The organism is Paracoccus sp. (in: a-proteobacteria) (assembly GCF_047605025.1).
In the GTDB taxonomy this organism is placed as follows: Bacteria; Pseudomonadota; Alphaproteobacteria; order Rhodobacterales; family Rhodobacteraceae; genus Paracoccus.
Genome location: NZ_JASGGO010000018.1, coordinates 32,940 through 54,976 on the forward strand (window position 1 = coordinate 32,940; position 22,037 = coordinate 54,976).

Here is a 22,037-nt window from a genome sequence, read left to right on the forward strand (position 1 = left end):
TCCTTACTCCGACGGGGCGGTTTCGGAAAGAGCCCAGTCGATGGGCGCCTCTCCGCGCGCCGCCAGCCAGGCATTCACCCGGCTGAAGGGCCGTGATCCAAGAAATCCCCGCCGCGCCGACAGGGGCGAGGGGTGGGCGCTTTCGATCACCAGATCCTGCGGGCGCGGCAGCCCCGCCAGCGCCTTCTGCGCATGGGCGCCCCAAAGGATGAAGGCAAGGGGCCGCCGGGCCTGCGCCCGCGCCACGGCCTGGCGCGCCAGCTTCTGCCATCCCCATTTCGCATGGGCGCCGGCCTGGCCGGGCGGCACCGACAGCGAGGTGTTCAGCAAAAGCACCCCTTGCCGCGCCCAGCCCGACAGATCGCCGTTCACGGGCGCCGCACCCAGGTCGCCCTGCATTTCGGCATAGATGTTTCTCAGCGAGCGGGGCAGAGCGGTGTCAGGCGTGACCGAGAAGGCCAGCCCGTCGGCGTGCCCCGGCGTTGGATAGGGGTCCTGGCCCAGGATCACCGCCCGCGCCGTCTCGGGGGGCGTCAGCGCCAGCGCGGCAAAGACCTGCTCGGGGCCGGGCAGCCAGTCCCGGCCTGAAAGCCGTGCGTGGATCCCCGGCCAGTCGTCGCGGAAAAAGGGCAGATCGGCCCAGGCTTCGGGGATCATTGCGGCTCGGGGGCGCCGACCTGCTGGGCCAGGGCCGCCAGCTTGGCCGCGGCCTGGCCGCCATCAATGGATTCGGCGGCGCGCTCGGCCCCCTCGCGCAGATCCGCGGCCTTTCCGGCGATCAGCAGCGCGGCGGCGGCGTTCAGCAGCACCGCGTCGCGATAGGCCCCCTTCTCACCGGCCAGCAGCGCCCGCAGCGCCCGCGCGTTCTGGGCCGGATCGCCGCCCAGAACCGCCTCGAAGGGATGGACCGGCAGGCCCGCATCCTCGGGCGAGATCTGGAATTCGGAAATCTCGCCGCCTTTCAGCTCGGCCACCCAGGTCGGCCCGGCGATGGAAATCTCATCCGTGCCGTCGCTGCCATGGACCAGCCAGGCCATGTCCGAACCCAGCGCGCGCAGCGTCTCGGCCATGGGCCGGTTCCAGACCCTGTCGAAGGTGCCGGTCAACTGCCGCCGAACCGAGCCGGGATTGGTCATCGGTCCCAGCAGGTTGAAGATCGTGCGCGTGCCAAGCTCGGTCCGCGCCGGCCCGACATGGCGCATAGCCGGGTGGTGCATCGGTGCCATCATGAAGCAGATGCCGGTCTCGGCCAGGGCCCGCTCGGCCACCTCGGGGGGGATCATCACGTTCAGCCCCAGATGGGTAAGCGCATCGGCGGCGCCGGATTTCGACGACAGGTTGCGGTTGCCGTGCTTGGCCACCGGCACGCCCGTCCCCGCCACCACGAAGGCCGTCGCGGTCGAGATGTTCAGCGTGCCCTTGCCGTCGCCGCCGGTGCCCACGATGTCCATGGCACCCTCGGGCGCCTTGATGCGGTTCATGCGGGCGCGCATGGCGCGGGTGGCGGCGGCCATTTCCTCGACCGTTTCGCCGCGCACGCGCAGCGCCATCAGCAACCCGCCGATCTGGGCGGGCGTCGCCGCCCCCTCGAACAGCGCGCCGAAGGCATCCTCGGCCTCGGCCCCGGTCAGGGCGCGGCTGGCGGCGATGCCGATCAGCGGGCGGATATCGGTGACGCTCATGCCGCGGGCTCCAGATTGCCGCAGCGGCGCAGGAAGTTGCGGATCATGTCATGGCCGTATTCCGAGGCGATGCTCTCGGGGTGGAACTGCACCCCCTCGATGGGAAGGCTCTTGTGGACCAGCCCCATGATCGTGCCGTCCCCCGCCGTCGCGGTCACGCGCAGACAGTCGGGCAGGCTCTCGGGCTCGACCGTTAGCGAGTGATAGCGTGTCGCCGTCAGGGGCGAGGGCAGGCCGGTGAATATCCCGGTCCCGTCATGGCTGATCGCGTCGGTCTTGCCATGCACGATGCGGCTCGCGCGCACGACCCTGCCGCCGAAGGCTTCGCCGATCGCCTGATGGCCCAGGCAGACGCCGAACAGGGGCACCCCGCGCGCGGCCGCCGCCTTGATCAGCGGCACGATGATCCCCGCCTGCGCCGGATCGCATGGACCGGGAGAGATGACGATGCCCCGCGCGCCCATGGCCAGCGCCTCCTCGACGGAAAGCGCGTCGTTGCGGCGCACGACGACTTCGGCCCCGGCCTCGCCCATGTAATGGACGAGGTTCCAGGTAAAGCTGTCGTAATTGTCGATAAGCAGGATCATCGGGACGGGCCTTTGCGCTTATGGGCCTTGCATGTTGGGGAGGAACCCCGGAAATTCTGGGGCTATAGATGGTCCAAAGCCCTGCGGGGGGTCAAGCCCGCGAGGCAATAAAAACAGGTTCGGACGGGGCGCGGGCATGGCCAAGGGATTCGCTGCGGGATTGTTTCACGGGGCGTTGGTCTGTGCCGCGGGATTGGCGGCCTTGTCGCTGATCGCGCCGCAGCCGCCGCGCTCGGCGCCCCCGGCATCGGCCGAGGCGCCCCAATCCGCCGCCCCGTCCCAACCGGCCCCTTCGTCTCGACCCTCGTCCCCGCCCGAGCCGGCGCCGTCGGGCGAGGCCCAGCCCATGCCGCCGCTCCTCGCTGCTTCGGATGCCACGCCTTCCATCTCCGCTCCGAAAGCGGCCACGGCCCGGCCCGCCGACGCCCCCGTTTCGGCTTCGCGGGATGCGGCCGCCCCCCCAGGCCCAACTGCCGTCATGGCCCCGCCCGCCACCACCCCGTCCACTGCGGTCCCGGCCGTCGATGCGCCCCAATCGGCGGATGAAAGCGCCGCCCCGCCGGCCACAGCCGATCTGCACCTGCCCCAGAATTCCGCTTTCGCCCGAACCGGGGATCTGCATCCGCGATTGCCCGCCCCGCTCGCTACGCCGGGACCGTCCCCGGTCCCCGCCGCGCCCATCCCCGCTCCGGCGGATGAGCGCGCGCGGGCCACGGCCTCGGCGCGCCCCCCCGAGGCCATGGGCGATGCACCGGGATCTCTCCCGCAAATCCCCCCGCTGCGAAATCTGTCGCAAAACCCGCCATCGCAAAACCCGCCATCACAAAACTCCGCGCCGCCCGACGCTCCCGCGCTTGCCGAATCCGCTCCGGCGCCCAGCATCGCGCCCGCCGCGCCCATGGCTGGCGGCTCCATGCCCACTCCGGCGCTGGCCGCCGATCCCGACCCGGCCCCCGCCCGGATCGCGGCCGTCCCCGACATGCCCGCGACCCCGCCCGACGCCCCATCGTCGACGGACGCCGCTTCCCCCGTAGATCCCCCGGCCATCGAAGAGGTCCCGGCGGAAACGGCCAAGCACTCCTCGCCGACAGAGCCCGCTTCCGCCGGGAAGGCCGCGCCCGATCCCATCTTCGTTTCCCAAATACCCATGCCGACCGCGCCCCCAGGGGATGCCGGCTCGGGTAAGGACCAGGATGCGCCGGGCGACGTGGCCGCCGTCCCGCCCGGCCAGGCATCGATGACGCCAGCCGCGCCGGTGGCCGTTGCGGCGTCCGCTCAGGCCCGGCCCGCTCAGGCCCGGCCCGTTCAGGCCGCGCCAGTTCCGGCCCCCGACCTGACCACGCCGCCGGATTTCGGCGCCCTGAACCTGACCCCAGCCCGAGAATAGGCCCATGCTCCCACTCAACCCTGCCATCGCCGCCACCTTCCGCCCCCCCGTGATGGAGGCGCGGCGCTGGCTTCAAGGAGTGACCTTCACCCCCGAGCGCCCGCTGATCAATGTCAGCCAGGCCGCGCCCGTCGATCCCCCGCCCGAACCTCTGCGCCGGGCCATGGCCGAGGCGGCGCTGAACCAGCCCGACGCGCATTTCTACGGTCCCGTCCTTGGCCGCGACGAGCTGCGCGAGGCGGTCGCCCAGGATTGGAGCGCGGCCTATGGCGGCACCATAAACCCCGGCCAGGTCGCGATCACCCAGGGCTGCAATCAGGCGTTCTGCGCGGCGATCCAGACACTGGCCGGGCCGGGGGACGAGGTGATCCTGCCTCTGCCCTGGTATTTCAACCATAAGATGTGGCTCGACATGCAGGGCATCCGCGCGGTGGGCCTGCATTGCGGCCAGGGCATGATCCCCGACGCCGAGGCGGCGGCGCGGCTGATCACCGAGCGCACCCGCGCCATCGTGCTCGTCAGCCCGAACAACCCTTCGGGCGCGGAATACCCGGCCGAGACGCTGCGCGCCTTCCTTGACCTGGCCCGCGCGCGGGGCCTTGCCTTGATCGTGGACGAGACCTATCGCGATTTCGACAGCCGCGACGGTGCCCCGCATGCGCTGTTCCAGGATCCAGATTGGAGCGACACGCTGATCCATCTCTACAGCTTCTCGAAGGCGTATCGCCTGACCGGCCACCGCGTCGGTGCGCTGATCGCCAGCGACGCGCGGATGGTCCAGATCGAGAAGTTCCTCGATACGGTGGCCATCTGCGCGGCCCAGATCGGCCAGATCGGGGCGGTCTGGGGCATGCGCAACCTGCGCGACTGGGTCGCGGGCGAGCGCCTGGAGATCCTGCGCCGGCGCGATGCGATGGTCCAGGCCATGGCCGGCCTTCCGGGCTGGCAGGTCAAGGGCTGCGGCGCCTATTTCGCCTGGGTCCGCCACCCCTTCGCGGAAAGCTCGGCCGAACTCGCCGCGCGGCTGGTGCGCGAGGCGGGTGTCCTGATGCTGCCCGGCACCATGTTCATGCCCGAGGGCGATGCCGAAGGTGCCGCTCATTTCCGCATCGCCTTCGCCAATGCCGATCCTCAGGGGATCGCGCGGATGGCCGACCGCCTGCGCGACTGGCGGTCCTGATTTCCCCCGCCCCCCGCTTTTGTGAGGCGGGGGCGGGGCCTCGTCCGGCTCCGGCCCTTGCCGCCGGGGGCGCATACCCCTAAAGACTGCGCTCAGGACGAAAAAAGGGCAGGGCGGACAGATGCGCGGCAAGGGAAAACAGACCATCGTCTGGGTGCTGATGGGGATGCTGGTCCTGGGCCTTGGCGGCTTCGGCGTGACCAATTTCTCGGGCGGCACCTCGGATATCGGCGCCGTGGGCGAGGTCGAGATCTCGTCCCAGGACTATGCCCGCGCGCTGCGCAACGAGATGCAGGACTTCTCGGCCCGCACCGGCAAGCAACTGACCGGCGCCCAGGCCAAGGCCATCGGCATCGACCAGATGGCGCTGTCGCGGCTTTACCTCTCGGCCGCGCTTGAGGCCGAGGCGAACCGGCTGGGTGTCTCGGTCGGCGACAAGGCCGTGGGCGAGCAGATCGCCAAGGCCCCGGCCTTTCAGGGCGCGAACGGCCGCTTCGATCGCGCCCGCTATGCCGATATCCTGCGCCAGCAGGGCGTGCGCGAGGCCGAGTTCGAACATGACATCCGCATGGATGAGGCCCGCATGATCCTGCAACGCGCCTCGCTGGCCGCCGTGACCGCCCCCGAGGTGGTGACCGATCATGCGCTTGGCTGGCTGCTGGAAACCCGCGACATTCATTGGCAGGAAGTGACCGAGGCGGATCTGGCCGCGCCCGTCGCCACGCCCGACGATGCGACCCTGGAAGCCTGGCACAAGGCCAATGCGGACCGCTTCACCCGTCCCGAGACGCGCCAGATCACCTATGTCTGGCTGACCCCCGAGATGCTTGAGGACGAAGTGCAGGTCGACGAGCAGGCGCTGCGCGACCTTTACCAGACCCGCATCGACGAATATCGCCAGCCCGAGCGCCGCATGGTCGAGCGTCTGGTCTTTCCGACCATGGCTGCCGCCGAACAGGCCAAGGCCCGGCTGGACCAGGGCCAGGCCACGTTCGAGCAACTGGCCGGCGAACGCGGGCTGACCCTGAACGACATCGATCTGGGCGAGGTGACGAAGGCCCAGCTTGGCGGGGCGGGGGATGCGGTCTTCGCGCTGGATCAGCCTGGCATCGCGGGGCCGGCGAACAGCGACCTTGGCCCGGCGCTTTATTCGATGAACGCGATCCTGGATCCGGTGGACGTGCCCTTCGAGGCCGCGCGCGAGGATCTGCGCGTCGAGGCCGCCGTGGACCGCGCGCGCCGCCAGATCGACGACCAGGCCAGCGATTTCTCGGACCGCATCGCCAGCGGTGCCTCGCTTGAGGATCTGTCCAAGGAAACCCCGCTGAAGCTGGGGCATATCGACTGGACCGGCCAGGACGAGGCCGCGCCCGACAGCATCGCCGCCTATCCCGAGTTCCGCCAGCAGGCGGCGGCGGTCGGGGACAAGGACTTCCCGGAACTGCACCAGTTCGAGGATGGCGGCGTCTTCGCCCTGCGCCTGGACAAGGTGCTGGCGCCGGCGCTGATCCCCTTCGCCGAGGTCAAGGACCGCGTGGCCGAGGATTGGCGCCGCAACGAGACCCACCGCCAGCTTCTGGCCCTGGCCGAGGAGCGCAAGGGCCAGGCCGACGCGGCGGCCGAGCAGGCCGTCTCGCCGCTGCCGGCCGCGACCACGCCCGTTGCCCAGGCGGTCGGCGCCGTTCCCGCCGATGTCGGCGCCCCGGCCCCGGCCGTCCCCGAAATGGGCCAGCCCGAGATCGGCCTGCCGCGCGGCGGCTTCATCAGCGGCGCTCCCGCCGGCCTGGTCGCCCAGGCGTTCGAGATCAAGGCCCCCGGCACCACCGAGGTGGTCGAGGCCGAGAACCGCGTGTTCCTGGTCACGCTGGACCAGATCCATACCGCCCAGACCACGGGCGAGGATGCGGGCCAGTTGCGCGACGGCATCCGGCACCGCCTCTCGGATTCGCTGCGCCAGGACGTGTTCGACTATTTCAGCCGTGCCCTTCAGGCCCAGGCCGGCATCACGGTGAACCAGACCGCCGTGGATGCGGTCAATGCGCAGGTTCAATGATGGACATCTCTCCTGGTTTTTCCGAATTCGAACGCGGCTGGAACGCGGGCCGCAACCAGCTTCTGACCATGCGGCTGGCGGCCGACCTGGACACGCCGGTCAGCCTGATGCTGAAACTGGCCGAGGCGGCGCCGAACAGCTTCATGCTGGAAAGCGTCACCGGAGGCGAGATCCGGGGGCGCTATTCCTTTGTCGGCATGAAGCCGGACCTGATCTGGGAATGCCGCGACGGCAAGGCCCGGATCAACCGCCAGGCCCGCTATGCCGAGGAATGGCAGGACGATGACCGCCCGGCGCTGGACAGCCTGCGCGCCCTGATCGCGGAAAGCCGCATCGACATGCCCGAGGGCGTGCCGGCCGGCGCGGCGGGGCTTTTCGGCTATCTCGGCTATGACATGATCCGGCTGGTCGAGCGTCTGCCCGATGTGAACCCCGATCCGCTGGGCCTGCCCGATGCGATGATGCTGCGCCCCTCGGTCGTGGCGGTGCTGGATGGCGTCAAGGGCGAGGTCGCGCTTTGCGCCCCGGCCTGGGCGCAGGACGGCATCCCGGCCCGCGCCGCCTATGCCCAGGCCGCCGAGCGCCTGGCCGAGGCGCTGCGCTCGCTCGACCGTCAGCCGCAGGAGCCGCGCGCTTTGGGCCATGACCTGAAAGTGGGCGAGTTGCGCAGCAATTTCAGCAAGCCCGCCTATCTGGCCGCGGTCGAGAAGGCCAAGGATTACATCCGCGCGGGCGACATCTTCCAGGTCGTGCCCTCGCAGCGTTGGTCGATGGATTTCCCGCTGCCGCCCTTCGCGCTTTACCGCAGCCTGCGGCGCACGAATCCCTCGCCCTTCATGTTCTATCTGAACTTCGGCGGCTTCCAGATCTGCGGCGCCTCGCCCGAGATCCTGGTGCGCCTGCGCGGCGGTCAGGTCACGGTGCGCCCCATCGCCGGCACCCGCCCGCGCGGCGCGACCCCGGAACAGGACGACGCGCTGCAAGCCGATCTGCTGGCCGATCAGAAGGAACTGGCCGAGCACCTGATGCTTCTGGACCTGGGCCGCAACGATGTCGGCCGCGTCGCGAAGATGGGCACCGTCACGCCGACCGAGCAGTTCATCGTCGAGCGTTATTCCCATGTCATGCATATCGTCTCGAACGTGGTCGGCGAATTGAGCGAGGGCGAGGATGCGCTTTCGGCGCTGCTGGCGGGAATGCCCGCCGGCACCGTGTCCGGGGCGCCCAAGGTCCGCGCCATGCAGATCATCGACGAGTTGGAACCCGAAAAGCGCGGCGTCTATGCCGGCGGCGTCGGCTATTTCGCGGCGAATGGCGAAATGGACATGTGCATCGCGCTGCGCACCGGCGTGATCAAGGACGGCACGCTTTATATCCAGGCCGGCGGCGGCGTGGTCTATGACAGCGACCCCGAGGCAGAGTTCATGGAAACCGTGAACAAAAGCCGGGCCTTGCAGCGGGCGGCGGAAGAGGCCGCGCGCTTTGTGCGCAGCGGCAACGGCTAGGGGGCCGCTTTCCGTTCGTGCGGACGATGCGCCTCGCCGTGCTGCGCTTGTGGTATTTGGTCTATGTATGACGCGCTTGCGTCATGAAGGGGTGCGCTGCTTCGGCTAAGAATCGCTGGTTCTGTAGCGGAATCGGTGGAGAGTTCCTTGAAGAAGTTGTTTTTGATAACCGCACTGGCTTCCTTGGTGGACGCGCATGTTGCCGTTGCAGGGGATTATTGTGAGTTAGATAGTGGTCGCTGCGGTGGCTATTCGGGCGGAGGGGGTGGCATGTCCGACGGCGCCGCCGCCGCCATGGTCTTCGGGACCATCCTGGGCATCATGGCCGAAAGCGCCGCCTCCAGCGATTATGACGAGCCAAGCTATCAGGCGCCTGCGGCGCGCCAGTCGGCGCCTGCCCCGGCGCCGAAACGCCAGATAGCCAAGACGAACAAATCATCCCCGAGGGCACCCTATATCAAACGCTCCTGTGTGCGGGTGATCAAGCAGGGCAAGAGCAATTTCGACTACGATCACGTCTGGGTCCGGAACGATTGCGGCCGCCCGGTCGAGATCCAGTTCTGCACCGTGCCCAGCGACAGGCAAAAGTATAATCCGAACTGTGATGCGGGCAGCGCCGTGCGATGGGGCCTCTCGAACAAGATGGCGCCAGGTGGGAAGGACCTGTTTATCGCCGACGGAAAGCCGCCCTATCGGTTTCGTCTCTTCATCTGCGACCTGACCCCGATCAACGGTCAGAAACCGCTTTGCTTGCTCCCGAAATAGTCCTGGCGCGGCCATGAACGGACCAGGCTGTCCGTTGATCATTCAGCGCTAGAATAAGGCCATGGACGACGATTCGCGCTTTCATGACATCATGGTTCAGCGCCTTCATCACGCGGCGCTGAACCCCGCCTGCTGGCAAGAGGTCATCGCGCAATTCCAGCGCGGGTTTCCCGGTGTCACCTTCTCGATCCATGGGTTGGAGCTTCAGAGCGGAGCGGTGTTCCTGGCCGCGCACAGCGGCTTTCAGACGCCCGCGCAGTCGGCCTATCTGGCGCATATTTCCACGCGCTCAATCCGTTCGTGGCCGCCTCGCAGGCCATGCCCTTCGGCAGCGTGCGCCGATCCTATCTGGACATTCCCGATGACGCCTTGGCCCGGTCCGAATTCTATAACGATTGGCTGCGCCCGCAGGGCGACCTCTTTGGCGCGGTCGCCTTGAAGCTGCCGCCCTCGAACGGGCGCACGCTGGTCCTTGCCGCCAATATCCGCCGGAGTGACCGCGATCATCTGGAACCGCAAATACAACGCGTTTTCGAAAGCCTGGCGCCCCATGTCGATCATGCGTTCCAGATAGGCGAGGTCATCTCCGGGCTGCGGTCGCGTCTTTCCCGCCTTGGCGACGATGGCGCGCCGCAGGGCGGCATCATCATCACCGACGAATCCGGCCGGGTGACATGGACCTGTTCCCAGGCGGCGATGCTGAACGGACGACTGTTCCATATCGACCTGCTGGGGGCCCTGCGATTCACCGACGAGGGCGCGCAGAACTGGGCGCTTGCCCTGCAGCGGCAGGCAGGATCGTCGCGCGTCTCGCCACAGATCGGCATCCTTCATGACGGCCGGCCTTGGCGCATCCGGGCCAGCCTTGCCTCGCGGGACGATCCCACGCTCTTGCACGGCTCGCCGATCTTTCCGGGTGCCGTCAGCCCGGTCGGCGCCGCGCGCGTGGTCTTCGCCCTGTCGCCGGCACACCACGAGCAAACGCCCGAGCTGCTCCTGGCGCGTCGTTTCGGGCTGACCGCTGCCGAGGTTTCCATCGCACGGCTCGTGGCCGCTGGCCTGAGCACCGCCGAGATGGCGGAACAGCGGCAAACCAGTGTGCATACCGTGCGCAATCAGGTCAGGGCAGTGCTCGACAAAACCGAAAGTCGCAGCCGCAGCGACATCGCCCGGCTTCTAACCGCGCTGTTCGGGTCAGGATCGGGTAGTTGACGGTACGGCTGCTCGGGTGTCAACATTCCAGTGTCCCCCTGTGTACAGTCGTTGCGCACGCTAGGCTTTGCCCCGCCATTCGCGCCATGTCAGCCAGATGACGGTGGCATCCAGCAGGCTGAGCGCCAGCAGCGCCGGCGAGTGGCTATGCGTCCAGCGTGTCACCTGCACGGCGATAAAGCCCGAAAACACCGCGATCCCCAGCGGATAGGCGAAGGCCACCTGACGCATCAGCAGCAGGACGATGCCCAGCTTCAGCGCGCCATGGCCCATCAGGTAGAAGGCATAGAAATGCTGGCTTGCCAGGCTGAACTGGGCCAGGGCTTCGGCGATGCTGTTATAGATCGGGCTGCGATGGCCCTCGATCAGCCCGTTCCGGGTCAGCCAGCCGGTGAAATCGGCGATGCGGCGATGCGGGACCAGCCAAAGCCCCAGCCCCGCCGCCAGCTCCAGAAGCGCGAACACCGCCTTGACCAGAAGCGTCGATTCGAACAGCCAGTGAAGCGCCCCAGGGCGCCCCCGGATATGCTTGATCGGCAAGGGAAAATCAGTCCGTGCCCCGATAGGGCTGGACATATTGCAGCGCCATGTCCCAGGGAAAGAAGATCCAGGTGTCCTGGCTTACCTCGGTCACATAGGTCTCGACCATGGGCCGGCCCTTGGGTTTGGCGTAGACAGTGGCGAAATGCGCCTTGGGATACATGGTGCGGACATGTTCCAGGGTGCGGCCCGAATCCACCAGGTCGTCGACCACCAGGATGCCGTCCCCGTCCAGCATCACCGCCGGATCTGGCGCCTTCAGCACGGTGACGCTGCCGCGCTCTTGCCCGCCCTTGCCGTGATAGGACTTGACCGAGATCGTGTCGATCACGCGGATGTCCAGTTCGCGCGCGACGATCATCGCCGGGACCAGCCCGCCGCGGGTGATGGCCAGGATCGCGCGCCAGTTCCGATCCTCAAGCCGCCAGGCCAGGGCTCTGGAATCGCGGTGGATCTGGTCCCAGCTGATATGGAAGCCGCGTTCGTGGGGCAGGCGGTCGTTCATCTGTCTTGGCTCCTAGTGAGTGGCGATCAGCAAAAGACCCAGACCCGCCATGGCAAGGCTGGCGGCCCGGTCGATCCAGAATTTGGCGGCAAAATAGCGCGCCCGAAGGGGTGCTGTCGACATCAGAACGGCAACGCTCGCATACCAGAACAGTTCGATCCCCAGGCAGATGCCGTAAAGCAGCGCCTGCCGGGCCGGACCCATCGGCTCGGGAAAGACCGAGAGGATCAGCGCGGCATAGAACAGCGCGGGCTTGGGGTTCGAAAGGTTCAGCGCCACCCCGCCCAGAAAGCCGCGCGCGCCGCTGGCCGCCGCCGGCAGCGGCCGGGTCGAGGCGCGCCACAGCCCCCAGGCGAACCAGAAAAGATACAGCCCGCCCAATATTTTAAGCGCGGCGAACCAACCCGGATGCAGCCGGAACACCACCGCCAGCCCCAGAAGCGCCGCGACGCACCAGAGTGAGGCACCGAAGGCCAGTCCCAGCCCATAGGGCAGGGCACGGCCCCGGCCATGCGCGGAGGCGGTCTGCACCGTGGCGATGATCGCCGGGCCGGGCGTCAGGATCGCCAGCGACAGCGCCGAGACAAGCGCGATGACCTGCTCGGCGCTCATCGCGGGGGCTATTCCTTCTTGGTCGTGGCGATGTCGGGGGCGTCCACGGCCTTCATGCCGACGATGTGATAACCCGAATCGACGTGATGCGTCTCGCCCGTCACGCCCGAGCCCAGGTCCGACAGCAGGTAAAGCGCCGATTTGCCGACCTCGTCCTGGCTGACGTTGCGGCGCAGGGGCGAGTTCAGCTCGTTCCACTTCAGGATATAGCGGAAATCGCCGATGCCGCTGGCGGCCAGCGTCTTGATCGGGCCGGCGCTGATCGCGTTGACGCGAATGCCGTCCTTGCCCAGATCCTCGGCCAGGTAGCGCACCGAGGCTTCCAGCGCGGCCTTGGCGACGCCCATGACGTTGTAATGCGGCATCACGCGCTCGGCCCCGTAATAGGTCAGGGTGACCATGCTGCCGCCATTCGTCATCATCGCGGCCGCGCGGCGCGCGACGGCGGTGAACGAATAGACGGAAATATCCATCGTCATCAGGAAGTTGTCGCGCGTGGTGTCGGCATAGCGGCCGCGCAATTGGTCCTTGTCGGAAAAGCCGATGGCATGGACGATGAAATCCATGTTGTCCCAGCGTTCGCCAATGGCCGCGAACAGCGCGTCGATCGAGGTCTCGTCCGAGACATCGCATTCGGCCAGCAGGTCCGAGCCCAGTTGCGCCGCCAGCGGCTCGACCCGGCGTTTCAGCGCCTCGCCCTGATACGAGAAGGCAAGCTCCGCGCCCTGTTCCGCCAGCGCCTTGGCGATACCCCAGGCGATGGACTTGTCGTTGGCAAGACCCATGATGAGGCCGCGCCGCCCTTTCATCAGCCCTTGACCGGCTTCACTTGACATGTTGCTGCCTCTCGCGCTTTTTCGGTTTTCGCAGGATTAGGACAACTGCAAGGGGGCATCAAGTGGCGGCAAGGGCGCGGGCATGAGTGATCGTGACGGAATTTTCGCCGGGGACGACCCCTTTGCCATCGCGCGGTCCTGGCTGGCCGAGGCCGAGCGCGTCGAAGTCAACGATCCCGGCGCCATCGCGCTGGCCACCGTCGACGCGCAGGGACTGCCCGACGTGCGGATGGTGCTTCTGAAGGACATCGAGGGCGGCCCGGAACAGGGCAGCTTCGTCTTCTACACGAATTTCGACAGCGCCAAGGGCCAGCAGATCGCGCAGACGGGCGTGGCGTCCTTTGTCATGCATTGGAAATCGCTGCGCCGCCAGATCCGCGTGCGGGGCCGCGTCAGTCAGGTCGAGCCCGAGGTCGCCGACGCTTACTATCGCTCGCGCCCGCTGCAATCGCGGCTTGGCGCCTGGGCCTCGGCGCAGAGCCGGCCCTTACAGGGGCGGGGGGGCTTGATGGCGGAGGTGGCGCGGCTGGGCGTCAGTCTTGGGCTGAACCCGCCGCGTCCGCCACACTGGGGGGGATTTCGCATCATGCCCCTTCAGATCGAGTTCTGGGCCGATGGCGCATTCCGCCTGCACGACCGCTTTCAATGGATCAGCAGGGACTATCTCAACGAAATTAGAAGTCTCGATCATGCCCCTGCGTCGCCGGACGAAAGATTCTGGACCGTCCGCCGTCTTAGCCCTTGATGAAAGGATTGGATTTATCCATGGTAAGGAAAACCTGACTGCCGTAGCCCCCCGGCCTATGTGCCTTGTCCTGAGTGTCGAGGCCGCCTGTCTTGGGGGTGCGGTTAATCGGTTTTTCTTTCGTATGGGATAGCAGAGTGAAATGAGCGAGAACGACGATCAGCCGCGAGAAGTCGCCAGCGTCGTGAAATGGTTCGACGGCAATAAGGGGTTTGGTTTCCTGACCGACCCTGATGGGGGTGCCGACATTCTTCTGCATGCCAATGTCTTGCGGAATTTTGGCCAAAGCTCAGTCGCCGAAGGGTCACGCGTCCGCGCGGTGGTGCAAAAGACGCCACGTGGGGTTCAGGCGGTCGAGATCATCTTGATCGAGCCGCCGGCGACCGACCCGATGCCCGCGATCGCCGACCTGTGCGCCGCGACGCCCGAGGAGGTGGCCAAGCTGCCGCTGCTTCCGGCCCGCGTGAAATGGTTCGATAAGGCCAAGGGCTTCGGCTTCGCCAATATCTTCGAACAGAAGGCGGATGTGTTTCTGCATATCGAGGTGCTTCGGCACTCGGGCTTTTCCGACCTGGCGGTTGGTGAGGCGGTCGCCCTTCGGGTGGTCGATGGTCGACGCGGCATGATGGCCGCGCAAGTGCTCACCTGGGAGCGTGCGGCCTTGGAGGCCCGAGGAACGCAATCGGGGGGAGCGGCCGCGCTCGCTAAACTGCGGCTGGTCGCGGGCGCGGTATGAAATGGCAAGCTGCAGGATTGTTCCTTCTTTTCGTCCAGTCGTTGCCCTCCGGGGCTGAGGCTGCCGCCTGTCAGGCGGACAAGGCGATCTTCACGGGCGGCAAGAAGTCCGTCGCGGTCTCGGTCGAGATCGCGGACAACCCCGAGGAAAGGGCTCGGGGGTTGATGTTCCGGCGTGACCTGAGGGCCGGCAGCGGCATGCTTTTCATCTATGAGCAGCCGCAGCCGGTCAGCTTCTGGATGCGCAACACCTATATTCCCCTCGACATGATCTTCATCGATGCCAGGGGCGAGGTGCGTTATGTTCACCCCAATGCCCGCCCTATGGACGAACGTTCCATTCCCGGCGCCGCCGTCGGCGATCCCGCGCCCGAGCGATTGATGGTGGTTGAGGTCGCGGGGGGGGATGCCGCCCGGCTGGGGATCCATCCCGGCATGGTGCTGCGCCATCCCCGCCTGCCGCAGGCCCACGCGCTAAGTCCCTGCGATTAAGGCGGTAGCGGCGATTCCCCCTTTTCCCCGGCCTCGCCAAAGGCTATGCAGCCCCAGGTTCGGGGCGTGGCGCAGCCTGGTAGCGCGACGGTTTTGGGTACCGTAGGCCGGAGGTTCGAATCCTCTCGCCCCGACCAGCGATCATCCTACTTTGACGATTTCCGGTTTCCGGTTTCCGGTTTGCGGCTTCGTTCCGGGTCCGGGCCTTTCCGGCTAGATTGCCGGACGCTCCTCTGGGCGACAATGCCGCATATCTCTCGATCCCCTGGACGCTGTGCTTTATCGACCGGCCCGTGCGGGTGGGGGTTCCTTTCGGCTCCGGCCCAGGCCGACCGCCATCGCCTGCCGATGGGCGCGGCTTCCCATGTCATGCCGGGATCGCGCCGGGGCGTCAGCCCGCCACGGCGCCTGATCGCTTCGCCGCAGGCTGGCCGATTCCCGGGCTTGCCGGCCCAAGGTCGCGCGTCGCTCATGGTCCAAGGCCGGCCATCCCGCGTTCACAAGGTGAACCTGTCAGGGGGAACTCTTTCGCCTCTCAGTTTCGGTGCTGAATCGGCAGGTCTCGCGCGCGGATCTGTTCCAGCCGCATTTCGGCGATGCGGTGGCCGGGCTTGCAGGCCAGCACCCGCAGATATTCGGCCTCGGCCTGTCCTGGATCGCCCGCCTGGGTGGCGATCCGGGCCATCAGCATGTGATAGCCGGCCGGGTTCGCCTGGCTTGCCCGCGTGGCCAGGGTTTTCGCCAGATCGGGGCGGTGCCGGCGCAGGGCGGTGGCGGCCAGTTCCAGGAAATAGGTATCCGTCTGGCGGCGGCGGCGAAGGCAGAGCCGGTGCAGCGCCCCCGGATCACCGTTCAGCAGGCAGTCGAAAGCGGCCATTGCCGGCACCGAGCCGCGCAGGCACCCGGCCGTGCCATGCGCCATATGGGGCAGGGGCAGCGCCTGAAGATGCGACAGGCCGCGCGCCAGCCTGGCCTGGAAGCGGTCGGGGCGGAAATGCGGATCGAACAGCGCCATGCTGCCCGGCGGCACATGCTCGTTCCTGACCTGCATCCCGGCATGGTGCCTGGCCGAGAAATGCGCGCCGTAGCGGCGATCCTCGGTCCCCGTCACGGCCGGGTCGATGGTGAACTGCGGGCTGCATGCCAGCGCCCGCTCGGCCCCCAGAAGCCGGCCCCAGCGCAGTGCGCCATAGCCGCCCATCGAGGCGCCATAGGCGATGGCCGTCCCTCGGATCAGGTCGCGGCACAGCGCGGCGATTTGCTGCATCTCGGCTTCGGGATACCAGCAGGGATATTTCGGCACGATTCCCAGCAGCGTCAGCCCGTTGCTTTGGCAAAGCTTGCGGGCAAAGGCGTTCCGGCCATTGGCGCGCGCATGCATGATGTCGAAGCTGATCACCGTCATCGGCGCCAGGCCGGGCAGATGGATCAGTTGCAGATGCGCGCCGTCGAACAGAAGCTCGGGCGTCGACGGGACAACCCGCGCATCCCGAGGCCGGGAGTGGAGCATGAGCAAGCCCTTTTGTTTTGCCCCATGGATCGGGGCGATCTGGCTTCAGGCGGCATGCACCTGGGCCGGCGTGGCGCCGGCCGTCTTGGCCGAGAAGCTGTTCACGAATTCGGCCACCTTGAAATAGCCGGTGCGGGTGTAATGGTCGCTGTCGACAAATTCCTCGGGTTGCAGCAGCCGGTCGATGTCGATGAAATGCGCGTTCAGGGCCTCCTCGCAGAATTCGCGGCACATCGCATTATAGGCGCGGCGGATTTCCTGCGTGCGCTTGGCCTGTTCGCCGTGCTCGCTGGCGGCCGAAAGCACGAAAAGCGGCGCATCGGCGCGGCGCATCCCATGCACGCGGTCAAAGCAGCGCCGGGTCAGGTCCAGCCGTTCGTCAAGGGTCAGGCGGCGGTGGAACATCTCCTTGGAGAAACGCGCGGCAAGTTCGGGATTCTTCATCAGCCGCTTGAAGCGGCGCGGCGGGATCGTGGCCCAGTATTCCCCGCCCCATTTGGTGCCGCCATAGGTGAAGAACAGGTCCGACGGCACCGAGAAATACAGCGACAGCAGCACCAGATCGGCCTGTTGCACCGAGGCGTCGAAGGCCAGCATATCGGCATAGCTTTGGCCGACCAGATATTTCAACGCGAAGCTGTGCTTCAGCGACTTGTCGCGCGGGTTCAGGATGAAGCCCACGTCGTCATGACGCACCAGCAGGCCCTGCTCGTCGGGCTTGTTGACGAATTCGTCGCGATTGGTGCCGCAATAGAACGAGACCTGCAACAGATCGCAGCCGCCCACCAGGCACAGGCGGCGCTCTTCCAACTGGTTGGCGCCGGTCTCGAAATCGGTGACCTCGGTGATCCAGTCCACGTCCCCCTGATCGCTCAGCCTGGCTGCGACGGGGCCGACGACATCGAATTCGGGGCGTCCCAGATGCTGCCAGACCCATTGCTCGACCCCCATGTTCAGGGTGCGGCAGGAAAAGGCGAAATGATGCACCGTGGTGCCCGAGAACTTGGTCCGCACGCAGAAAAAGCCCACCACGCCGTAATCGCCGTAGCGGTCTTGGACCTGAACCAGGCCCGCATGCATCCCCGAAACCGAGAGCAGGTCGCGAAGCGCCGCGCGCTCCTCCTCGCTATTGGCGCGGATCTTGGTGAAGTTCAGTTGATTGGTCCGGTTCAGGATTTCCAGCACCCGGTCCATGTGGTTTTCCACATCGGTGATGATCTTGATCTTGATCTGGGACTGACGCAGGAAATCGGTATTCGAGAGGCCCGAACTCTCGCGCTCGTCCTTTTTTTGCTCCATCACCTTGTATTGGGCCAGGCGCGAATGGCCGTGGTCGTCCTTGCCCTTGAGTTGCGGCAGGTCCAGAAGCCCCGGAAGCTGGAGCTTCGAGGCGTCCAGAACCATCAGCTTGGGGTTGAAGAACACCGCTTCTTCAAGGTTCAGGTGGTTGTCGTCCAGAAACAGCACGTTTTCGTCGCGCAGGCCCATTTCCTCGATCATCCGGGCGATGGCCTGGCCCTTGGGCGACCAGGCGATATGCGGAAAGACGAACAGATCCCAGATGCCCAATTCCTCCAGCGCGGCGCGGCCCTGGTCGAAATCGTTCTTGGAACAGATCGAGCACATGATGCCGCGATCGACCAGGGCGCGGATCATCCGCACATGTTCCCGTATCGGGCGGATGCCCTCCTCGGACAGGGTTCCGGTCCAGAATGTCTCGTCCAGATCCCAGATCACAAGCTTGACCTGCGAGGTCACGGCATCAAAGCATGGGTCGGGCATAAGCGTTCCGCCTGAATCATTAAGTTCGATATACCCATGTTATGGATGCGAAATTCGATAAACAACTGAAAGCTGATAATGTCGCCGCAAAAACACGCACGCGAAAGATGTTTTTTGTGGTCGCCGCGCAAGGTCAACCTGTCTCTATGCAGGCATGGCCGGCTTGCGGCCCAAGGGAAAGCGATGTGCTGTCGATCCATCCGGGCGCGCCGCCGCCGGCGTGGGGTGCGGACAGATTCCCTTGCCCATGTCGTTCTTGCCCTTGCCCTTTCCGGGCGCGGCCCATAGAAGGCCCCCCGGAAATCCTGTGGATCCTGGGGGTAGGGAATGCCGCTTCTGGTGATGAAATTCGGCGGCACTTCGGTGGCCGACCTGGACCGCATCAAGAATGCCGCGCTGAAGGTCAAGCGCGAGGTCGAACGCGGCTATGACGTGATCGTCATCGTCAGCGCCATGTCTGGAAAGACCAACGAACTGGTCGGCTGGGTCGAGGCGACCTCGCCGCTGTTCGACGCGCGCGAATACGATGCGGTGGTCGCCTCGGGCGAGAACGTGACCGCCGGTCTGATGGCGCTGACCCTGCAAGAGATGGACGTGCCCGCGCGCTCGTGGCAGGGCTGGCAGGTGCCGATCAACACCACCGCGCAGCACAGTTCGGCCCGTTTCGTCGAGATCCCGCGCAAGAATATCGACGCGAAATTCGCCAAGGGCATGAAGGTCGCCGTGGTCGCGGGCTTTCAGGGCCTGTCGCCCGAGGGGCGGATCACCACGCTGGGCCGGGGCGGTTCGGACACCACCGCCGTCGCCTTCGCCGCTGCCTTCGGCGCGGAACGCTGCGACATCTATACCGATGTGGATGGGGTCTATACCACCGACCCGCGCATCACCTCGAAAGCGCGCAAGCTTGACAGGATCGCCTTTGAGGAAATGCTGGAACTGGCCAGCCTTGGCGCCAAGGTCTTGCAGACCCGCTCGGTCGAGCTGGCGATGCGCTACAAGGTGCGCCTGCGCGTGCTGAGTTCGTTCGAGGACACCGATGAGACCAGCGGCACCCTGGTCTGCGATGAGGATGAAATCATGGAATCGAAAGTCGTCAACGGCGTCGCCTATTCCCGCGAAGAGGCCAAGATCACGCTCGTCACCGTCGAGGACAAGCCGGGCATCTCGGCCGCGATCTTCGCGCCGTTGGCCGAGGCCGGGGTGAACGTGGACATGATCGTCCAGAACATCTCGGAAAAGGATTACGAGGAGTATTCCGGCTCGGTCACCGACATGACCTTCTCTTGCCCGGTGAACCAGGTTGCCCGCGCCAAGAAGGCCATGGAAGAGGCCCGCGCCGCCGGAGCCATCGAGTATGAGGAACTGATCGTGGATACCGAGGTCGCCAAGGTCTCGGTCGTGGGCATCGGCATGCGCAGCCATGCCGGCGTCGCCGCGCATATGTTCCGCGCACTGGCCGAGGAAAACATCAACATCAAGGTGATCTCCACCAGCGAGATCAAGATTTCGGTGCTGATCGACCGCAAATATATGGAACTTGCAGTTCAGGCGCTGCATGATGCTTTCGAGCTGGATAAGGCCTGAGGCATAGCCTGGCCGCAAGCGGAGGTTTGCGTGGCCGAACGCAAGGACAGTGATTCGCGCAAGCTGCTGCTGCGGCTGCGCGAAACCTTGGCTGCCCCGGGCGGCGGCCAGGACAGACTGGATCAGATCACCCATCACATCGCCGATTCGATGGGGACTCAGGTTTGCTCGATCTATCTTTTCCGCGATGCCGAGACGCTTGAGCTTTGCGCGACCGAGGGGCTGAATGCCGCCTCGGTTCATCAGACCCGGCTGCGGCTGGGCGAGGGGCTGGTGGGCCGCGTGGCCCGCACGGGCCGGCATGTGAATACCGCCAACGCCCCCGCCGAACCGGGCTTCCGCTATATGCCCGAGACCGGCGAAGAGGTGTTTTCCAGCTTTCTGGGCGTGCCGATCCAGCGCGTCGGCGAAAAACTGGGCGTGCTGGTGGTGCAGTCGCAAGAGGCGCGGCAGTTTTCCGAGGACGATGTTTATGGCCTTGAGGTCGTGGCCATGGTCCTGGCCGAGATGGCCGAACTGGGCGCTTTTCTGGGCAGCCAGGCCGACAGCATGCCGCTGGCCCATCGCTTTCCGGCCCTGCTCCGCGGCTCCGTCGGGCAAGAGGGCGTGGCCGAGGGGCGCGTCTGGCTGCACGAGCCGCGGGTCGTCGTCACCAATCCCGTCGCCGACGACCCGCTCCGCGAAAAGGCCCGGTTGAACGAGGGCGTGGCGATGCTGCGCACCACCGTCGATTCGATGCTGGCCGCCAGCGACATGGGCAAGGGTGAAAGCGCCGAGGTCATGGAGACCTATCGCATGTTCGCCCATTCCCGTTCCTGGCTGCGGCGCATGGAGGAATCGATCGACCTGGGCCTGTCCGCCGAGGCGGCCGTGGAAAAAGAGCAAAGCCAGGCCCGCGTCCGGCTGGAAAGCGCCGCCGATCCCTATCTGCGGGACCGGCTGCATGACCTGGACGATCTGTCGAACCGGCTTTTGCGCATCCTGACCGGGCAGGGCCGCGACACCGGGGCCGAGATGCCCGAGAATCCGATCCTGGTCGCGCGCAATATCGGCCCGGCGGAACTGCTGGATTACGGCCGCAAGCTGCGCGGCGTGGTGCTGGAGGAGGGCTCGGTCGGCAGCCATGCCGCTATCGTCGCGCGCGCCCTGGCCATTCCCCTGGTGATCCATGCCGAGCGCATTACCACCGAGGCGCTGAACGGCGATCACATCCTGGTCGACGGCGACGCCGGCGCCGTCCATCTGCGCCCCGAGGAGAGCGTCGCCAAGGCTTTCCGCGACAAGATGGCGATGCAGGCCGAAGCGCAAAGCCGCTATGCCGGCTTGCGCGATCTGCCCGCGACCTCGACCTGCGGCGAGACCGTGCAGCTTTACATGAATGCGGGCCTGATGGCCGACCTGCCCAGCCTTGAGAATTCGGGCGCCGAGGGGGTGGGGCTGTTTCGCACCGAGTTGCAATTCCTGACCCGCACCCATGTGCCGCGCCGGGGCGAACTGGCGGCGCTTTACACACGCGTGCTCGACAGCGCGCTTGGCAAGCCGGTGATGTTTCGGACCCTGGACATCGGGTCGGACAAGGTGCTGCCCTATATGAAGCCCCAGGACGAGCCGAACCCCGCCATGGGCTGGCGCGCGATCCGGGTGGGTCTGGACAAGCGCGGCGTGTTGCGGATGCAGTTGCAGGCGCTGATCCGCGCGGCCGTGGGCCGTCCGCTTTACGTCATGTTCCCCTTCATCACCGAGATGAACGAGTTCGAGGAAGCCTATCGCCTGCTGATGGAGCAGATCGCGCGCGAGCAGCGGCTGGGCCATGCGATGCCGACCGATGTGCGGGTGGGGGCGATGCTGGAGACGCCCTCGCTGGCCTTCGCGCCGAAGAAGTTCTTCGAGATGTGCGATTTCATCTCGGTCGGGGGCAATGACCTGAAGCAGTTCTTCTTTGCCGCCGACCGCGAGAATGAGCGCGTGCGCCGCCGCTATGACGCGCTGAGCAGTTCGTTCCTGTCGCTTCTGGACCAGATCCTGCAACGCTGCGCGGACGCGCATGTGCCGGTCTCGTTCTGCGGCGAGGATGCGGGCCGTCCGATCGAGGCGGTCACCTTTGCCGCCCTGGGTTTCCGGCGGCTGTCGATGCGTCCGGCCTCGATCGGGCCGGTCAAGCACCTGATTCGCCGCACCGACCTGACGACGCTGAGGCGGGTGATCGACGATGCGCGTGCCTCGGGCGAGATCAATCTGCGCCCGATCATCATCGACTGGCTGGCCCGGCAATAGGGCCGGAGGCCGGTGCGGCGGCTTGCGCCAGCGCCACCGGCTGGGCGAGCC

General features: G+C 66.4%; 21 protein-coding genes and 1 tRNA gene. 12 read left to right on the forward strand and 10 right to left on the reverse strand.

Annotated features, from left to right (window positions below; translation table 11 throughout):
- Nucleotides 1-3 precede the first annotated feature (3 nt).
- The 4 genes from QM682_RS11580 to QM682_RS11595 form a co-directional block, all read right to left on the reverse strand.
- Entirely contained in the window at nucleotides 4-657 is a 654-nt protein-coding gene (locus tag QM682_RS11580) for a uracil-DNA glycosylase (RefSeq protein ID WP_415129868.1), read from the reverse strand.
- Nucleotides 654-1,682, reverse strand: a complete 1,029-nt coding sequence (gene trpD / locus QM682_RS11585; RefSeq protein ID WP_415129870.1) for an anthranilate phosphoribosyltransferase — start codon at nucleotides 1,680-1,682, stop codon at nucleotides 654-656. The genes QM682_RS11580 and trpD overlap by 4 nt, the downstream gene beginning before the upstream one ends.
- On the reverse strand, nucleotides 1,679-2,269 hold the full coding sequence (locus QM682_RS11590) for an anthranilate synthase component II (RefSeq protein ID WP_415129872.1): 591 nt from the start codon (nucleotides 2,267-2,269) through the stop codon (nucleotides 1,679-1,681). Before QM682_RS11590 ends, trpD begins: the two co-directional genes overlap by 4 nt.
- A 165-nt stretch (nucleotides 2,270-2,434) precedes the next feature.
- Complete coding sequence (locus tag QM682_RS11595) at nucleotides 2,435-2,617, reverse strand: hypothetical protein (protein WP_415129874.1); 183 nt, start codon at nucleotides 2,615-2,617, stop codon at nucleotides 2,435-2,437.
- 565 nt (nucleotides 2,618-3,182) lie between these two features.
- Between QM682_RS11595 and QM682_RS11600 the strand changes: the two genes are divergently transcribed.
- The 6 genes from QM682_RS11600 to QM682_RS11625 all read left to right on the forward strand — a co-directional run bounded on the left by QM682_RS11600 (nucleotide 3,183) and on the right by QM682_RS11625 (nucleotide 10,371).
- A complete protein-coding gene (locus QM682_RS11600; RefSeq protein ID WP_415129876.1) occupies nucleotides 3,183-3,656 on the forward strand; it encodes a hypothetical protein in 474 nt (157 codons plus the stop codon).
- A 4-nt stretch (nucleotides 3,657-3,660) separates the two neighbouring features.
- Nucleotides 3,661-4,836, forward strand: a complete 1,176-nt coding sequence (locus tag QM682_RS11605; RefSeq protein WP_415129878.1) for an aminotransferase — start codon at nucleotides 3,661-3,663, stop codon at nucleotides 4,834-4,836.
- A 121-nt stretch (nucleotides 4,837-4,957) separates the two neighbouring features.
- Nucleotides 4,958-6,889, forward strand: a complete 1,932-nt coding sequence (locus QM682_RS11610; protein WP_415129880.1) for a SurA N-terminal domain-containing protein — start codon at nucleotides 4,958-4,960, stop codon at nucleotides 6,887-6,889.
- Nucleotides 6,889-8,394, forward strand: coding sequence for an anthranilate synthase component I (gene trpE, locus QM682_RS11615; RefSeq protein WP_415129882.1), 1,506 nt, complete (start codon nucleotides 6,889-6,891; stop codon nucleotides 8,392-8,394). Before QM682_RS11610 ends, trpE begins: the two co-directional genes overlap by 1 nt.
- 147 nt (nucleotides 8,395-8,541) lie before the next feature.
- Nucleotides 8,542-9,159, forward strand: coding sequence for a hypothetical protein (locus QM682_RS11620; protein ID WP_415129884.1), 618 nt, complete (start codon nucleotides 8,542-8,544; stop codon nucleotides 9,157-9,159).
- Between the two features lie 435 nt (nucleotides 9,160-9,594).
- On the forward strand, nucleotides 9,595-10,371 hold the full coding sequence (locus QM682_RS11625) for a helix-turn-helix transcriptional regulator (RefSeq protein ID WP_415129886.1): 777 nt from the start codon (nucleotides 9,595-9,597) through the stop codon (nucleotides 10,369-10,371).
- Between the two features lie 60 nt (nucleotides 10,372-10,431).
- Here QM682_RS11625 and QM682_RS11630 read toward each other — a convergent pair whose 3' ends face one another.
- From QM682_RS11630 to fabI, 4 genes are read right to left on the reverse strand one after another with little or no spacing between them, the layout of a single operon-like run.
- A complete protein-coding gene (locus tag QM682_RS11630) occupies nucleotides 10,432-10,911 on the reverse strand; it encodes a DUF2127 domain-containing protein (protein ID WP_415129888.1) in 480 nt (159 codons plus the stop codon).
- Nucleotides 10,912-10,918: 7 nt separating this feature from the next.
- A complete protein-coding gene (gene gpt, locus QM682_RS11635; RefSeq protein ID WP_415129890.1) occupies nucleotides 10,919-11,416 on the reverse strand; it encodes a xanthine phosphoribosyltransferase in 498 nt (165 codons plus the stop codon).
- A 12-nt stretch (nucleotides 11,417-11,428) separates the two neighbouring features.
- On the reverse strand, nucleotides 11,429-12,028 hold the full coding sequence (locus tag QM682_RS11640) for a LysE family translocator (protein ID WP_415129892.1): 600 nt from the start codon (nucleotides 12,026-12,028) through the stop codon (nucleotides 11,429-11,431).
- Between the two features lie 8 nt (nucleotides 12,029-12,036).
- Nucleotides 12,037-12,864: an enoyl-ACP reductase FabI gene (gene fabI, locus QM682_RS11645; RefSeq protein ID WP_415129894.1), complete on the reverse strand. Its 828-nt coding sequence runs from the start codon at nucleotides 12,862-12,864 to the stop codon at nucleotides 12,037-12,039.
- Nucleotides 12,865-12,946: 82 nt separating this feature from the next.
- Between fabI and pdxH the strand changes: the two genes are divergently transcribed.
- The 4 genes from pdxH to QM682_RS11665 all read left to right on the forward strand — a co-directional run bounded on the left by pdxH (nucleotide 12,947) and on the right by QM682_RS11665 (nucleotide 14,973).
- A complete protein-coding gene (gene pdxH / locus QM682_RS11650) occupies nucleotides 12,947-13,609 on the forward strand; it encodes a pyridoxamine 5'-phosphate oxidase (protein ID WP_415129896.1) in 663 nt (220 codons plus the stop codon).
- Between the two features lie 142 nt (nucleotides 13,610-13,751).
- The gene (locus QM682_RS11655) at nucleotides 13,752-14,345 is read left to right on the forward strand and encodes a cold-shock protein (RefSeq protein WP_415129898.1); all 594 of its coding nucleotides are present in this window, start codon (nucleotides 13,752-13,754) and stop codon (nucleotides 14,343-14,345) included.
- Between the two features lie 17 nt (nucleotides 14,346-14,362).
- Nucleotides 14,363-14,836: a DUF192 domain-containing protein gene (locus QM682_RS11660; protein ID WP_415129900.1), complete on the forward strand. Its 474-nt coding sequence runs from the start codon at nucleotides 14,363-14,365 to the stop codon at nucleotides 14,834-14,836.
- A gap of 60 nt (nucleotides 14,837-14,896) precedes the next feature.
- A tRNA-Pro gene (locus QM682_RS11665) sits at nucleotides 14,897-14,973 on the forward strand.
- 398 nt (nucleotides 14,974-15,371) lie between these two features.
- On the opposite strand, the gene QM682_RS11670 is transcribed toward QM682_RS11665, so the two are convergent.
- Both QM682_RS11670 and QM682_RS11675 read right to left on the reverse strand, forming a co-directional pair.
- Nucleotides 15,372-16,346, reverse strand: a complete 975-nt coding sequence (locus QM682_RS11670) for a tetratricopeptide repeat protein (RefSeq protein ID WP_415129902.1) — start codon at nucleotides 16,344-16,346, stop codon at nucleotides 15,372-15,374.
- A gap of 45 nt (nucleotides 16,347-16,391) precedes the next feature.
- Nucleotides 16,392-18,128, reverse strand: coding sequence for a hypothetical protein (locus QM682_RS11675; RefSeq protein WP_415129904.1), 1,737 nt, complete (start codon nucleotides 18,126-18,128; stop codon nucleotides 16,392-16,394).
- 327 nt (nucleotides 18,129-18,455) lie between these two features.
- Between QM682_RS11675 and QM682_RS11680 the strand changes: the two genes are divergently transcribed.
- Both QM682_RS11680 and ptsP read left to right on the forward strand, forming a co-directional pair.
- Nucleotides 18,456-19,712: an aspartate kinase gene (locus QM682_RS11680; protein WP_415129906.1), complete on the forward strand. Its 1,257-nt coding sequence runs from the start codon at nucleotides 18,456-18,458 to the stop codon at nucleotides 19,710-19,712.
- A gap of 30 nt (nucleotides 19,713-19,742) precedes the next feature.
- Entirely contained in the window at nucleotides 19,743-21,986 is a 2,244-nt protein-coding gene (ptsP, locus tag QM682_RS11685) for a phosphoenolpyruvate--protein phosphotransferase (RefSeq protein WP_415129908.1), read from the forward strand.
- Nucleotides 21,987-22,037: the final 51 nt, after the last annotated feature.

What these genes read in the sequence shown, in the direction of transcription:
- QM682_RS11580 (WP_415129868.1), bottom strand. Translation starts at nt 657, where the DNA reads ATGATCCCCGAAGCCTGGGCCGATCTGCCCTTTTTCCGCGACGACTGG.
- trpD (WP_415129870.1), bottom strand. Translation starts at nt 1,682, where the DNA reads ATGAGCGTCACCGATATCCGCCCGCTGATCGGCATCGCCGCCAGCCGC.
- QM682_RS11590 (WP_415129872.1), bottom strand. Translation starts at nt 2,269, where the DNA reads ATGATCCTGCTTATCGACAATTACGACAGCTTTACCTGGAACCTCGTC.
- QM682_RS11595 (WP_415129874.1), bottom strand. Translation starts at nt 2,617, where the DNA reads ATGGGCTGGGCCTCGCCCGACGGCGCCGGCTCGGGCGGGGACGAGGGT.
- QM682_RS11600 (WP_415129876.1), top strand. Translation starts at nt 3,183, where the DNA reads ATGCCCACTCCGGCGCTGGCCGCCGATCCCGACCCGGCCCCCGCCCGG.
- QM682_RS11605 (WP_415129878.1), top strand. Translation starts at nt 3,661, where the DNA reads ATGCTCCCACTCAACCCTGCCATCGCCGCCACCTTCCGCCCCCCCGTG.
- QM682_RS11610 (WP_415129880.1), top strand. Translation starts at nt 4,958, where the DNA reads ATGCGCGGCAAGGGAAAACAGACCATCGTCTGGGTGCTGATGGGGATG.
- trpE (WP_415129882.1), top strand. Translation starts at nt 6,889, where the DNA reads ATGGACATCTCTCCTGGTTTTTCCGAATTCGAACGCGGCTGGAACGCG.
- gpt (WP_415129890.1), bottom strand. Translation starts at nt 11,416, where the DNA reads ATGAACGACCGCCTGCCCCACGAACGCGGCTTCCATATCAGCTGGGAC.
- QM682_RS11640 (WP_415129892.1), bottom strand. Translation starts at nt 12,028, where the DNA reads ATGAGCGCCGAGCAGGTCATCGCGCTTGTCTCGGCGCTGTCGCTGGCG.
- fabI (WP_415129894.1), bottom strand. Translation starts at nt 12,864, where the DNA reads ATGTCAAGTGAAGCCGGTCAAGGGCTGATGAAAGGGCGGCGCGGCCTC.
- pdxH (WP_415129896.1), top strand. Translation starts at nt 12,947, where the DNA reads ATGAGTGATCGTGACGGAATTTTCGCCGGGGACGACCCCTTTGCCATC.
- QM682_RS11655 (WP_415129898.1), top strand. Translation starts at nt 13,752, where the DNA reads ATGAGCGAGAACGACGATCAGCCGCGAGAAGTCGCCAGCGTCGTGAAA.
- QM682_RS11670 (WP_415129902.1), bottom strand. Translation starts at nt 16,346, where the DNA reads ATGCTCCACTCCCGGCCTCGGGATGCGCGGGTTGTCCCGTCGACGCCC.
- QM682_RS11675 (WP_415129904.1), bottom strand. Translation starts at nt 18,128, where the DNA reads ATGCCCGACCCATGCTTTGATGCCGTGACCTCGCAGGTCAAGCTTGTG.
- QM682_RS11680 (WP_415129906.1), top strand. Translation starts at nt 18,456, where the DNA reads ATGCCGCTTCTGGTGATGAAATTCGGCGGCACTTCGGTGGCCGACCTG.